The sequence below is a fragment of the Actinomyces johnsonii genome (genome assembly GCF_006546835.1).
Lineage (GTDB): Bacteria > Actinomycetota > Actinomycetes > Actinomycetales > Actinomycetaceae > Actinomyces > Actinomyces johnsonii.
This window is the reverse complement of record NZ_VICB01000010.1, coordinates 201,585-215,395: the sequence shown is the minus strand read 5'-3', so window position 1 is coordinate 215,395 and position 13,811 is coordinate 201,585. Positions and strand designations below refer to the sequence as shown.

The 13,811-nt window shown below is 63.5% G+C and carries 10 protein-coding genes, 1 pseudogene and 2 CRISPR repeat arrays; of the genes and pseudogenes, 3 read left to right on the top strand and 8 right to left on the bottom strand.

Annotated features, from left to right (window positions below):
- Positions 1-12: 12 nt before the first annotated feature.
- Positions 13-747 (top strand): sensor histidine kinase, encoded by a 735-nt coding sequence (locus FK256_RS07955; RefSeq protein WP_342353631.1) that lies wholly within the window; start codon positions 13-15, stop codon positions 745-747.
- A gap of 1,130 nt (positions 748-1,877) precedes the next feature.
- Here the strand turns inward: FK256_RS07955 and FK256_RS07950 are convergent.
- The 4 genes and pseudogenes from FK256_RS07950 to FK256_RS07935 all read right to left on the bottom strand — a co-directional run.
- A complete protein-coding gene (locus FK256_RS07950; RefSeq protein WP_141424371.1) occupies positions 1,878-2,201 on the bottom strand; it encodes a DMT family transporter in 324 nt (107 codons plus the stop codon).
- Positions 2,198-2,671, bottom strand: coding sequence for a DMT family transporter (locus FK256_RS07945; RefSeq protein WP_425321581.1), 474 nt, complete (start codon positions 2,669-2,671; stop codon positions 2,198-2,200). Before FK256_RS07945 ends, FK256_RS07950 begins: the two co-directional genes overlap by 4 nt.
- Entirely contained in the window at positions 2,668-3,078 is a 411-nt protein-coding gene (locus FK256_RS07940; RefSeq protein WP_021606782.1) for a YvaD family protein, read from the bottom strand. Before FK256_RS07940 ends, FK256_RS07945 begins: the two co-directional genes overlap by 4 nt.
- A gap of 59 nt (positions 3,079-3,137) precedes the next feature.
- A pseudogene (locus FK256_RS07935) lies at positions 3,138-3,308 on the bottom strand (GTP cyclohydrolase I); the annotation flags it as partial.
- A 58-nt stretch (positions 3,309-3,366) separates the two neighbouring features.
- On the opposite strand from FK256_RS07935, the gene FK256_RS07930 reads away from it, so the two are divergent.
- Positions 3,367-4,587 (top strand): ATP-binding protein, encoded by a 1,221-nt coding sequence (locus FK256_RS07930; protein ID WP_039893060.1) that lies wholly within the window; start codon positions 3,367-3,369, stop codon positions 4,585-4,587.
- Positions 4,588-4,857: 270 nt separating this feature from the next.
- On the opposite strand, the gene folE is transcribed toward FK256_RS07930, so the two are convergent.
- The 3 genes from folE to cas6 all read right to left on the bottom strand — a co-directional run bounded on the left by folE (position 4,858) and on the right by cas6 (position 8,579).
- The gene (gene folE / locus FK256_RS07925) at positions 4,858-5,430 is read right to left on the bottom strand and encodes a GTP cyclohydrolase I FolE (protein ID WP_009234273.1); all 573 of its coding nucleotides are present in this window, start codon (positions 5,428-5,430) and stop codon (positions 4,858-4,860) included.
- 52 nt (positions 5,431-5,482) lie between these two features.
- Positions 5,483-7,573 (bottom strand): ATP-dependent zinc metalloprotease FtsH, encoded by a 2,091-nt coding sequence (ftsH, locus tag FK256_RS07920; RefSeq protein ID WP_141424370.1) that lies wholly within the window; start codon positions 7,571-7,573, stop codon positions 5,483-5,485.
- 196 nt (positions 7,574-7,769) lie between these two features.
- Positions 7,770-8,579: a CRISPR system precrRNA processing endoribonuclease RAMP protein Cas6 gene (gene cas6, locus FK256_RS14765; RefSeq protein ID WP_141424369.1), complete on the bottom strand. Its 810-nt coding sequence runs from the start codon at positions 8,577-8,579 to the stop codon at positions 7,770-7,772.
- Between the two features lie 409 nt (positions 8,580-8,988).
- Positions 8,989-9,318: direct repeats of the CRISPR family, unit length 37 nt; unit sequence GTCAGAAAGCACCCAGCACCAGAAGGTGCATTAAGAC.
- A 370-nt stretch (positions 9,319-9,688) separates the two neighbouring features.
- Positions 9,689-10,019: a CRISPR direct-repeat array (repeat unit 37 nt; unit sequence GTCAGAAAGCACCCAGCACCAGAAGGTGCATTAAGAC).
- Positions 10,020-10,132: 113 nt separating this feature from the next.
- Between cas6 and FK256_RS07910 the strand changes: the two genes are divergently transcribed.
- Positions 10,133-11,680, top strand: a complete 1,548-nt coding sequence (locus FK256_RS07910; protein ID WP_141424368.1) for a reverse transcriptase domain-containing protein — start codon at positions 10,133-10,135, stop codon at positions 11,678-11,680.
- Here FK256_RS07910 and FK256_RS07905 read toward each other — a convergent pair.
- The gene (locus FK256_RS07905; RefSeq protein WP_141424367.1) at positions 11,643-13,811 is read right to left on the bottom strand and encodes a hypothetical protein; all 2,169 of its coding nucleotides are present in this window, start codon (positions 13,809-13,811) and stop codon (positions 11,643-11,645) included. The two genes, FK256_RS07910 and FK256_RS07905, sit on opposite strands and share 38 nt — an antisense overlap.

Sequence of the window (13,811 nt, the reverse complement as noted above, 5' to 3'; positions counted from 1 at the left end):
GGTGTTCCTTGTGTGGTGATCGGTGAGGTCGTTCGTCATCACCGCCTCCAGGCCGACACCGCCGAGCAGGAACGCCGACACAAACTCGACCAGCAACGACGCCTGGTCGTCTCCGAACTCCACGACACCGTCGTACGCGACCTCAGCCACGCCGTCATGATCGCCGAACAAGCCCGCCTAGCCGACCCCCACAACACCCACCTCAACCAACAACTCGCAGCCATCATCACCCCCGTACGCACCGCCGTCGAACAACTACGACGCAGCCTCAAAGCCATGAGCGCCGCCGAAGGAGACGACTCCCTCCTCCTACTGGCCGCCTCACCCCCACCACCCCTAACCGACACCATCCACACCGTCCAAGAAACCCTCGCACACCGAGACGCCCACCTGACCACCCACGGCACCGACCTGCTCGACAACCCCAACATCGGCCCAGGCGTCCGCCAACAGCTCGTACGCATCATCGCCGAACTCATCAACAACTCCGCCAAGTACACACCCCCCTCCAGCACCGCCACCCTCACCATCGAGACCGACAACGACACCCTCGAATGCATGTGCACCAACCCCATCGCCCCCAACCAACCCACCAACACCACCACCTCATCCCAACTCGGCCTCACCCAAGCCCAACAACGCATCGAATCCCTCGGTGGCTCCCTCCACATCACCCACACCCTCGACCGCTGGACCACCATCTTCACCATCCCCCTCCACCCCACACCCCCGACGACTACGGACTGACGCGCCGACCGCCTCCACCTTTGAGCACGCCGGAGCTGCCAGCATCCATAGAAAGTCGCATGTGATTTCATCCATAAGAAGGCTGTTGCAGCCCCGGCTGGCAGGCCAGACTTAAGCCATCACCCCACCACCGCAAGGAGTCAAACATGCGCAAGGTCGTTTCCCCCATCCTCTCCGCCGCCATCCTCGGAGGAGCTCTGCTTTTGTGTCCGATCTCCAGCGCCTCAGCAGCGGAGCACATCTCGACTGCCGCCTCAGTTTCGGGTTTCTCCGACCCGGCACCCTTCGCCCCTTCCAACTGCTTTACTCTAGGAAAAATACGTTTGGGAAGCTGCCACTGACGGCACACAAACAGAACTCAAAAGCAAGGCCACACCGATCACTCATGCTGATGCAATCATTGTTGCCACAGGCAATAAATCACCAACTTCGGCCTTGAATAACAAAAACCACGGAACTCCCTTTTGATCCAAAATCCTCCGGATCAAAAGGGGGTTCCATTTCTATACCTTTTTTGAGTGACTCACCTCAACTGAAAAAACACGCATGTCGGGAGAATTCAAGGAATTCGGCCCAACCTCAAACCCGCAAGGGTACGGAACTCCTCCGGCCTCGTCGCTGCCGCGGCTCCTCGGGCCGGGCATGGAGGGGACGCGGCGCCGTATGAAGGCCATGGGCGGTGGCCTGAGCGTGAGTCAGGGCGACGACCGCTGGACCACCATCTTCACCATCCTCCTCCACCCGATATCCCCAGTACACACCGCCTGAGGCACCGGCCGAGATATTCCGCGCGGCCGGGGGCTGATGGCGCCCGGCGGGGACACGTCGCGCGTCTGGGGAAGGCCATCGTGTCCTCGGGCTCGTGAACTGCACCCGTCGATGTCGAATGTCCTCGGCCGAGAGGAGAGAGCCTTCTGCCCACGCCACTTGCCTCAAGGGGCCGCTTGGCCAGTCCACGCGGGACAGGAACGGCCCGATCGTGTCCAAATCGGAGACAAAGGCTCGGAACGGACGCACACTGACGAAGGAAAACCGCATGATTCCGCGGTTCGTATGAGCGGGCAAGGAGTGCCGGCGGTCCTTTGTCTCCGATTTGGACATTCTGGCCCGCGATCGCCTCCGATGCGTTGTCAGTGCGTACTGCCGAGCTCGACGAGGAGCACCCCGGCCATGATGAGCGCGATGCCTGCCACCATGGTGCGGGTCAGTGGCTCACCGAAGAGGAGCCTTGAGGCGATTGCCGTCACGGCCACTCCCCCGGCCGACCAGATCCCGTAGGCGACACTGAGCGGCAGACCCGCATTGAGGGCCAGAGTCAACATGGCGAAGGCCCCTAGGTAGCCGGCCATGACGACGCCGTACCACCGCAGCCCTCTACCGTCGGAGGCGAGCTTGAGCGACAGTGTGCCAGTGGTCTCGGAGGCGATAGCCGCTACAAGGTAGACGCCGCTCATGACGCCTCACCGTCCTTATCCTGTGTGCCTGCGCGCTGCGCCCCGAGCTCGACGAGGAGCACCCCGGCCATGATGAGCGCAATGCCGAAGGCGACGAGCACCGTGATCGGCTCACCAAAGACAAGCATGGACAGCACGGCGGTCAGCGCCACTCCCACGGCGCCCCAGAGCCCATAGGCGACGCCGAGCGGCATACCCGCCTTGAGCGCCAGTGACAGGAGGATGAAGGCCAACGCGTACCCGATCCCAACAACGGCGTAGAAGCCCGGCTGGTTCAAGGCCTGACGCAGGGCGAGAGTCGCCGAGACCTCGGAGATGGTAGCGCCGCCGAGCGCCAGCCACGCGCACACGCCGCGACTCGTCGATTGCAGGCAGTTTCTCAGCACGCCGAGCACCGTCGCGGCTGCGGGCGCGTTTCGGCGGCACACGCTTCCCCACGTCGACGGGCACAGCGCATCCTTGACCGTCACGAGTGGTTCTCCGCAGTCTCGAGCCGTCGGCAGACCATGGAGCCGAGGGCGAGCGCCGGGATGACCATGAGCAGAACGTTGGGTCCCCACCACAGTGGGTCGAAGTCACGGTAGAAGGACCAGAAGGAGATCGCCATGAACCCGGCGCAGAAGGTCAGCATGAGCCCGACCGTCAGCACCAGGTCACCGATCCGGCTGCCCACGCGCGTCAGGTAGGCGCCGAGGAAGACTGTCAGGGCGGCGGTGACGTCGAGTGGGAAGAAGGACCAGTTCCAGGCCTGGATCACCTGGTTGGAGTAGTCCTTGAACCGCAGGTGCTCGGGAATGAGGTTGAGGAAGACGGCCGTCCAGTAGAGCAGCAGCCCAGCATCGACCGCTACCAGCAGCCTCTTGTACGTGGGACTCATCGCTCCACTATTTCATCGGCCGTCCCCGGTGTCGAGATCTCTTAACTGTCAGCCCGCGCTCAGGACCTCCGCCCCAGGACCAGGCTCATGGCCTCGGAGCGGGTGGCAGCGTTGCGCATGATGCCGCGCACGGCGGAGGTGACCGTGTTGGAGCCGGGCTTGCGCACGCCCCGCACGGACATGCACAGGTGCTCGGCCTCGACGACGACGAGCACGCCCCGGCAGTCTACGCCTACCCCAACTTTATTAGAACTAGATAAAGTTAAGTAAAGATCCTAAGATGACCGCGTGGACAACATCAACAACCCGTACACGCCCAACGCAGGAGCGGCGCCAGAGGTCCTCATTGGCCGCGATGGGCAAACCGAAGCGTTTTCCATTCTACTTCAAAGACTCAAACGAGGCCGAACAGAGCAATCGATGATCATGACCGGGTTACGTGGCGTCGGCAAGACCGTTCTGCTTAACAGGTTCGCAGAACTCGCCGAGCTGGCAGGATGGGAGTCAATCGAGCTTGAAGCGAGCAAGCACGACGAAACAGCATTCCGTCAGTCCATCTTCTCCAAGTTCCGCGCCGCACTCCTGCATATATCACCTCGTCGCCGCTGGAGCGAACGCGCTCGACACGCCGCAGAAGTACTCAGCTCCTTTGTGCTATCGATGGACCAATCCGGTACTTTTTCTGTCACGTGGGACGTAGACCCATCCGAAGGCTACGGCGATCACGGCGACCTAGGACTAGACCTCACGGACGTATTTCTAGCCGTAGGAGACGTTGCGAAGGAAAAAGAAACCGGGATCGTCCTACTCATCGACGAAGTTCAGTTTCTCACCACTGTTCAACTTGAATCACTCATACAAGCGGTTCACAAGTCTGTCCAGAAGAAGCTCCCCATCACTTTTGTGGGCGCAGGTCTACCGCAGATCGCCGAGCTCGCTGGAGACGCCAAGTCTTACGCCGAAAGGCTGTTCCAGTTCCCACGCATCGACTCCCTCACCCCTGAGGAAGCCCGGCAAGCACTTGTGGGACCCGCAGAAACCGAAAACGTATCCTACGACGAAGATGCCGTGGACCTCGCAGTCAACCTCACTCACGGCTACCCATACTTCATTCAAGAACTGGGGTACCAAGCATGGATCGTAGCGAACGGAAACCGCATCACAGCAGAAGATATCAGTATCGCTAAAGAAGCGTACGAAGCAAAGCTGGACGGGTCGTTTTTCCGCGTACGGCTCGACCGTGCGACGCCCCTTCAAACCGCATACATGAGAGCCATGGCAGAACTCGGCTCCGAACCCCAGAAAGCAGCCGATGTCGCTTCCCTCATGAAACGAGAGTCATCACAAGTGGCTCCCATCAGATCTCAACTCATTGACATGGGGCTGCTATACACGCCTCAGCACGGATATGCCGCCTTCACCGTCCCGGACTTCGACAAGTTCATGATGCGAGCCGTTCCCCGTCTCGAAGTCCCTGAGATTCACTATCGCCGTCGACGCGGGAAATAAGGTCACCATGAACAAGCATCTGATTTCTCGGACGTCCCCGATGACAAAACCCTACTCCACGAGTGCAGGGGAGTACTGAGCGACCGTTGGAGGCGCCGCATGACCGTCGCCTCACACCTCACCACCGCGGAGCACCTCATACGCTGACCAGCGCGGCTCAACCGTCGTACAGTGCATCCCCGCGCTACTCGGCACCGTCAGCGCGCACTTCTACTCGGGGAGGCAGCCACTGGATTCCGGTGTCGAGATCTCTTAACTGTCAGCCCGCGCTCAGGACCTCCGCCCCAGGACCAGGCTCATGGCCTCGGAGCGGGTGGCGGCGTTGCGCATGATGCCGCGCACGGCGGAGGTGACCGTGTTGGAGCCGGGCTTGCGCACGCCCCGCATGGACATGCACAGGTGCTCGGCCTCGACGACGACGAGCACGCCCCGGCATTCCAGCCGCTCGACGAGGGCGTCGGCGATCTGCCGGGTGAGCCGTTCCTGGACCTGGGGGCGCCGGGCATAGCCGTCCACGAGGCGTGCCACCTTGGACAGGCCGGTGACGCGCCCGTCGGCGCTGGGGATGTAGCCCACGTGCGCCGCCCCGTGGAAGGGCAGGAGGTGGTGCTCGCACACCGAGTACATGGGGATGTCGCGCACGAGGACCATCTCCTCGTGCCCGACGTCGAAAACCCGCTCGACGTGCTCGGCCGGGTCCTGCCCGAGGCCGGAGAACATCTCCGCGTAGGCGCGCGCCATGCGCTCGGGGGTGTCGCGCAGGCCGTCGCGGTCAGGGTCCTCCCCAATGGCGACGAGCAGCTCGCGCACCGCCCGGCGCACGCCCTCGGCGTCATAGCTCATGGTCGGCCTCTGTCTCTCTGCGCCTGCCGGGCCCGCCGGGGCCCGGGCCGGCTCACTGGTTGTAGCCCCAGAAGTCGTCGCCGTGGGAGTCGCCCGACTCGCCGCCAGCCTCGCCATCGGTGGAGGCGACGGTGGCTGGCGCGACCTCGACGGCGGGCAACGACTCGTCGCTGCGCCATAGGGGCCGCTCGGGCTGCTTGACGACGCCAGTGAAGATCCTCTCCAGATCCTTCTCCAGGAGCGTCTCGCGGGAGAGGAGCTCCTCGGCCAGCTCGTCGAGCACGGCGCGGTTGCGGGTGAGGATCTCCCAGGCCTCGCGGTGGGCGGTATCCAGCAGGGAGCGGACCTCGGCGTCGACGGTGGCGGCGACCTGCTCGGAGAAATCGCGGTTGGTGGCGTTGAGCCCCAGAACCGTCTCGTTCTCTGTGGTGCCGAGCTTGACGGCGCCCACGGCGCTGGTCATGCCGTAGTCGGTGACCATCTTGCGGGCCGTGGAGGTGGCCTTCTCGATGTCGTTGGAGGCGCCGGTGGTGGGGTCGCGGAAGATGATCTCCTCGGCGGCCCGCCCGCCCATGGCGTAGACGAGCTGGTCGAGCAGCTCGTTGCGGGTGGTGGAGTACTTGTCGTCCTGGGGCATGACCTGGGTGTAGCCCAGGGCGCGCCCGCGCGGCAGGATCGTCACCTTGGTGACCGGGTCGGAGTAGGCGCCTGCGGCCGCGCACAGGGCGTGGCCGGCCTCGTGGTAGGCAGTGACGCGCTTCTCGTGGTCGCGCATGACGCGGGTGCGCTTCTGCGGACCGGCGATGACGCGGTCGATGGCCTCGTCCAGGGCCCGGTTGTCGATGAGCTGGGCATTGGAGCGGGCGGTGAGCAGGGCGGCCTCGTTGAGGACGTTGGCTAGGTCGGCCCCGGTGAAACCGGGGGTGCGCTTGGCCACCAGGTCGAGGTCGACGTCGTCGGTCAAGGGCTTGCCCTTGGCGTGGACCTTGAGGATGGCGGCGCGCCCGGCCATGTCCGGGGCTTCGACGCTGACCTGCCGGTCGAAGCGGCCGGGGCGCAGGAGCGCCGGGTCCAGGACGTCGGGGCGGTTGGTGGCGGCGATGAGGATGACGTTGGTGTTGGCGTCGAAGCCGTCCATCTCGACCAGGAGCTGGTTGAGGGTCTGCTCGCGCTCGTCGTGCCCGCCGCCGGTGCCCGAGCCGCGGTGACGGCCGACGGCGTCGATCTCGTCGACGAAGATGATGGCGGGGGCGTTCTCCTTGGCCTGGTCGAACAGGTCGCGTACGCGCGAGGCGCCCACGCCGACGAACATCTCGACGAACTCGGAGGCGGCCATGGAGAAGAAGGGCACGCCCGCCTCGCCGGCGACGGCTTTGGCCAGGAGGGTCTTTCCGGTTCCGGGCGGACCGTAGAGGAGGACGCCCTTGGGGATCTTGGCGCCGACGGCACGGAACTTCTCCGGCTCGGAGAGGAACTCGCGGATCTCCTCGAGTTCCTCGACGGCCTCGTCCTCCCCGGCGACGTCGTCGAAGGTGACGTCGGGCATCTCCTTGGAGCCGACCTTCGCCTTGGAGCGGCCGAAGCCCATGGCGCCGCCGCGCCCACCGCCCATGCGGCCAATGAGCCACCACATGATGCCGCCCAGCAGGAGGGCCGGGACGAGCAGCTGGATGAGTGAGGACCACCAGGTGGTGGTGGGCACCACGGAGTTGAAGCCGTCCTTGGGGGCGGCGGCCTGGACGAGGCGGTCGACCTGTTCGGCCTGGGCGTCGGTGTAGGAGAACTCGACCTTCTTGCCTAGCGGGCGCGCCTCGGAGTCGCCCTTCTTCTTGGGCTGGACGTAGGTGGAGCTCAGGTCCAGCTCGACGCGCTGGTTGCCGTCAATGACGGTGATCGACTCGATCGTGTCCGCCTTATCTCGCAGGAGCTTCAGGCCGTCGGAGGTGTCGATGGTGCGGTAGCCGAACATCGAGGAGAAAACGGCCCAGCCGAGGACGACGACCAGGAGGAAGGGCACCAGCCACAGGAACGGGTTGCCCAGTGAGTCGCGGAGCCTGCGGTCGCGCTTGCTGCGATCGTTCTTGCCGGCCTTGCCCGGCTTCTCCGAGTCCTTGCGGCCGGGCTCACGCCCAGAATCTTTCATCGTGTGGTAGGTCCCTTCAACATACTGATTCCTCAGACGTTAGCGGATAGCACGGCAAAGGTCCCATTGCGCTTGCTCACGTTCGCGCCGGGCGTGGCCGGGAAGATCCGGGGATGCGGGCCGATTGGCGGCTGTCTTCTCCCGAGGACGCGCCTGAGGGCACGGGGGTTGAGGCCTAGGGGTCAGTCCGCGGCCCCTATGGTGCGTCCGCGACGACGTCGATGACGCCCATCCCGTAGGCGCTGTGGGAGCCGACACTGGTGTAGCGGGCCAGGGCCATGAGCTGGGAGAAGACGGCGGTGATGGAGCCGGCGGCGGGGGCGCTGATGCGCAGGGCGCCGACGCTGGCAGGGATGCGGCGGTTGGAGAGGCGTCCGCGGCGGTCGGCACGGGGCATGCCCAGGCCGACGTCGGTGCGGCGGGTGCGGTCCTGGGTGATGAGGACGGAGGTGAGGCGCTCGCGCTCGGGGAGCTCGGGGGCCAGGGGGCGGCACCAGTGGCGCCAGCGCGCGTGGAGGCTGGTGGCCAGAGAGGCGGCGGTGACCTCGGGGACGTGGTGGCCGCGGGAGGTGAAGACGGTGGGAGTGAGCAGGCGGATATCCCAGGCGGTGGCGGCGGTCTGGGCGGCGAGGTCCTCCCAGTCGGCCTGTTCGAGGACCTGAGCCTCGACGGCGGCGAGCACGGTGGTGGTCTCGCCGCCGTCGCCGATGGGCAGGACGCCGCCCCAGGCGAGCCAGGCGTCAAGCGTGTCCAGGAGGCGGTCGTCGAGGAATCGCAGCTCGACGCCGAGCCCGTCCGGGGGCTGGGTCATGTCGCCCAGGCAGTAGGGCTTGGGGCCGGGCTGGTCGTGGGGTGGACGGTGGGCGAGGGCCGGCAAGTGGGCGGCGCGCTCGGGGCTGACGCCTTCGGGGAGGTCGAGGACTCTGCCCCAGGCGGCGTGAAGGCGGCGGGGTGTGGCCTCGACCGGGCCGGGCGCATCGAAGCGGACGAATACGGTGGCGGGCACTCGACGGGGCTCCTTTGCGGCGTGATGAGTGGCGGACATGGCCGTCTACCCCTTACTTCTGGCGACCCTACCGGAGGGGAGGCGGCCTGTATGGGGAGTTCGAGAGGTCGACGTTCTTCAGCATCGACGGCCAGGAGGAGGTGGAGGGGACGAGGCCCAGCGGCGCGCCGGTCGAGCCACGGAAGCACAGTGTGTCGACAGTCACAGCTGGGAACGTCGATCTTTTGGCTTGACGTCGTTAGAAGTTGGTGGCTGAAGGTTCCCGAAGGGCCGTCGGTGGCGCTTGGCGTCAGGACGCCGAAAAGTGGTTAAATAGGGGCGGTGCTGGCCGGCCCCGCGGGGTGCTTGCGGAGCCGGTGGCGCTCCCGCCCCCGGAAGTGGCGCAACGACGCCGCCCCCAGAGGCAGGGGTCAGAAAGCACCCAGCACCAGAAGGTGCATTAAGACTTGTCGGGCATGAGGCCTGTGGCCCAGGACAGGTCACGTCAGAAAGCACCCAGCACCAGAAGGTGCATTAAGACTTTCTTCGCCCGCCTCGTTGAAGTACTGCGTGGGCTCCGTCAGAAAGCACCCAGCACCAGAAGGTGCATTAAGACGCTTCCAGGGGCCGGATCGTCCTTGACGACCTCATTGTCAGAAAGCACCCAGCACCAGAAGGTGCATTAAGACGTTATTCATCTTTCTGAGGTTTTCTATGGTGTGTGTCAGAAAGCACCCAGCACCACAAGGTGCATCAAGACGCAACACCGTGACCCTGATGACCCTTAATCCTGACAACAGAAGGCACCTCACACACCAGTGAGGAGCATCAAGGCCGCCTCCCAACGGTCGCCTTGCGCCCTCCAACCGAGGGGCCCCAAAGCCCTAACAGACCGACAGCGGAAGCAGGATGTGTCGACAGTCACAGGCGGGAACATCGATCTTTTGGCTTGACATCGTCGGAAGTTGGTAGCTGAAGGCGCCCGAGGGGGCGTCGGTGGCGCTTGGCGTCAGGACGCCGAAAAGTGGTTAAATAGGGGCGGTGCCAGCCGGCCCCGCGGGGTGCTTGCGGAGCCGGTGGCGCTCCAGCTCCTGGAAGTGGCGCAACGACGCCGCCCCCAGAGGCAGGGGGGTCAGAAAGCACCCAGCACCAGAAGGTGCATTAAGACGTTTGAGGTGGGGGCATTGCCTGGGTGCCGTCCCCCGTCAGAAAGCACCCAGCACCAGAAGGTGCATTAAGACATCTCCTTCAATCGTTGCAAGCCACCCTGTGTGCCCTGTCAGAAAGCACCCAGCACCAGAAGGTGCATTAAGACCTGGACGTCGAGACGCCCGCGCTGCTTAATTGATCGCGTCAGAAGGCACCCAGCACCAGAAGGTGCATTAAGACTCAGAAAAAGAAGAGTAAAGAACAGTCATTGTAGTGTCAGAAAGCACCCAGCACCAGAAGGTGCATTACGACATATATATCGACATGTGCCGGGACATCGCATGCCCATTTTTACCCTTGTCCGCCAGAATCTCGATATTCTGCCCTCTAGAGCCTCTTCACGTTCCCGCCCTTGAAAGGCCGCAATGATGCGTCCAGCCCCGCCATTACCACCACCATCGTCAACGACACCACCACCTCCACCCCGCCCGCACCGTCGTCGCCGTCGTTCCGATCGCGCGAAACCGGGCCAGCACCTCGGGGAGGATATTCACCCGCTCCAGCACGCGGCGGGCTTTGCATCGTCCGAGGCGGCCACCGGCACCCCGTTCGAGCGCATCAGCTCCCGCGAGGGCCTGGAGGAAGGCTGGCGCATGGTCCTCACCAAGGACGCCTCCGACGGCATCCTGCAGCGCAAGACCAAGGAGTTCGCCGAGCATCTCGATGACTTCCTCACCGAGCTCTCCGAGTCCCTGCGCTCAGGAACCTACGAGCCCGACCCGCTCCTGAGCTTCGGCATCCCCAAGGGCACGTCCGGGGAGGTCCGCACCCTGCACATCCCCTCGATCCGGGACCGGGTCGTCGAGCGCGCGGTCGTCAACGCGATCGCCCACAGGGCCGATCTCGCCATGTCCCCCTGCTCCTTCGCCTACCGGACGGGTATCGGCACCGACGACGCCGTCGACCACCTCGCCAGGCTGCGGGACGCCGGCTACCACTACGTCCTGCGCACCGACATCGAGGACTACTTCCCCAACCTCAGCATCGAGGACGCCCTGGCCACCCTCTCCCCCATCGCCAGCTGCCCGCGCACCATCGACCTCATCCGGCTCATCGCCCGGCCTCGGCGCGCCAGGGGCGAGCGGCGTACCCGCAACCGCGGCATCGCCCAGGGGTCCTGCCTGTCCCCGCTCCTGGCCAACCTGGCCCTGACCGACGTCGACCGGGCCATGGGCGACGCGGGCTACGGCTACGCCCGCTTCGCCGATGACATCGTCATCTGCAGCCCCCATGAACCCGACCTGCTGGAGGCCCTCGAGCTCCTCGACTCCCTCCTGACGCCCAGAGGACTCCGACTCAACCAGGAGAAAACCGCCATGACCAGCTTCGATGAGGGCTTTTGCTACCTGGGGATGGATTTCTCCCGCAGCTTCCCGCCCGTCGACCCCCGCCACGACATCACGGGCCGTCCCGACCCGGACCAGGTGGTCTACGTCGGCCGCGACGGCGCCCGCGTCCACGTCAGCCGAAACCGTCTCATCGTCGACGGCGCCGACGGCCTGCCGCAGACGTCGACGAGCTCATGGGGCTGGAGGGCGCCGCCTCAACGGCATACTTCGGCTGCCTGTCCGGGCTGGTCCCACCGGAGGTCGCCTTCGACGGGCGCAACCGCCGCCCGCCCAAGGACCTGGCCAACGCCGCTCTCTCCTACGCCTAGGCGATCCTGCTGGCCGAGTGCACGGGCGCTCTGCGGCCCACGGGACCGCGCCCGCGCTCGACGACGCCGGGCTGTACCGAGGGGTGTGGTAAGCCGGCGGCACGCCGAGTATGCGCGGCTCGGAATCAACGCATCTCACTGCCCAGCGACGACGACCGCATCTTGTGTCGATCAGCGCCGCTGGCCACGGCAAGTATTATCATGGTGGCCGCTTGGCATCAGTCATGATGATGCTGACCACCGTTATAACGCCTAGACTTAGGAATCTCTAGCGGAGCTGGAATTTCTTTCCCACTCATGTCAACAGGAGACAGCCCTCTGCCAGCTTCAGGATTACCACACTCATCGACCTTGTTATTCTCCTGGTTCTCTTTGAGCAACATGTGACGGATAGGCCTGCCGTCCGAGTACCCGAAGGACGCACGTTGGAAAGCCTGAACCCACGGCAAGGCGGCCGGGTTAATCTTCAGCGCGAAGTCCGCAGGACGATGCACCGTCTCACTGACACCCAAGCAGCCTGACAGGTTCTGATATGCTTCAGAGAGATCGTTCTCACCGCCCACGTTCACGGCTCGAAGCCCGTCCTTCACCATGCGCACCTCAACGGCACCGAGTCCCAATGGTTTACCAAGCCCCACACGAAGATATCCGACCTTACTTCTTTCCGCGTTCTGCTCCGACACTGGGACAAGATTCTCAGGTTCGAGCAACCAGACTAGGGCGGCGATTTCATTTCCGGCCAGGTTCTCAAACCGCATCCGGCAACGCAGGACACTTCCGGGGCGAATCCATGTCTTCACTACTGAATAAATCCGGCTATTGTCTTGCCTTAGACCCTCCTGACGAGGAGCCCGCGTCGCTGACACAGGAAACGCCTCCGCCCCCAAGATCGAGCGATGAACCGGATGAGCCGCCACGCCCAGATACTGCCCAGGCCTAAAGTACTCAGAGCGCCGCAGCACTCTATCCTTCTTCTGGTTATCTTCGTCGCACTCACCCTGCTTCATAGGCGTTTCACCTTTTATTCCAGTCAGGAATCTGCGAGCAGAAGCCGGTTTGGGGGAGAGAAGAGGAGCGATGGGAGTTTCCTCTCTGCTCAAGACAACAGAGGAGGTATCCACCTGCCCGAAGATGAGCCTCCCCCTGGAGGCGACACCACCGTTTTCTGCACCTTCACGCGGATTGGAGACGACGTACCCGAAGAGCCTGTCTGCGGCGGACGCCTCTGTGGCAGACCCAAGAGGGGCGACATACTGTTCCTCAGCAAGACTCCGGGGACTCATGCAATACGAGCGACGTCCAACCATCGTCGGCACCAGCTCCTCCACGACGGTCTCATCGTCGGAAAGGACGGCATACGCCAGGGAGCCTTTGCGAAGGAGAGCTTTGGAGTCCACACCTGTGAAGCGATTCGGACGTACGTTGCGTTGCAGTTCATTAATTTTTCTCTGCTCCGAGTAGCTTTCAACGATTCTCCAGTAAGAATTTACCGCACTCGCAGAGGCTACCATCCTTTTAGTGCCATTCGGCACACTGAAGAACACCCGCTCGTTATGCTTCTCCGAGAAAACGCTTTCCGGAGGTTCCTCGTCTCTCGCACTCCGATAGACATACCCGACCACCTTATCGATTGTTTTCAGCACCTCCACATCACTTGGCACATTATAAATTTCCACAAGTTCATCTCGAGCATCATATAGACCAATTACGCGCCAGTACGCATATCCTTTTGGATGTATACACAAGCTCAGTTTGCAGCGAACCTTGTTTTGATGTCGAGTCATCGCTTGGATCTTCCTGAACTCACTGCTCCCAACGCAACGACGAGGATGACTCGAATCAACTCGAAGAAAAGCGGCGGACACAGCAGGAAACTCCTGTTTGACGCCATTTTCATCTCTAACGTATTTCTTCTTCTCTCCACGCAGCAGTTCTACGACAAGGCCACCATCTTCGCTCATTTCTACGACCCGTACCGGGACGAGGCGCAACGCATCAGCGACATCCGCCCTGTAGGTGAGCGGCTTGGTGTGCTCCTCGAACACCCTGAATCGGGACGCGGTCAGTACCTCATAGGCACGCGACAGCATTCCCTTGACCATCGTCCCCGGGAAGACCACACGCCCCTGCTGATCCGTGGGGATCTCGACCTGGGTGCCGCCACCGGGGTTCCCCCTCTGCTCGCCGTAGACGAGAGGAGTCCTCACCGTCAGCTCGAGATCGATCGACCCCGACCAGCGCTCCGACGACAGGTGATCGTGTGCCGGGGGCTGCTGGTCCCCGAACAGGTCGGCGGGCAGTGCCTTTTGATCCACAAGATCAAGGACTTTTGGTCTAAGAACCGGAATCCGGTTGACGGCGGAGTGAAACGGTTGGAACGCGGTCAT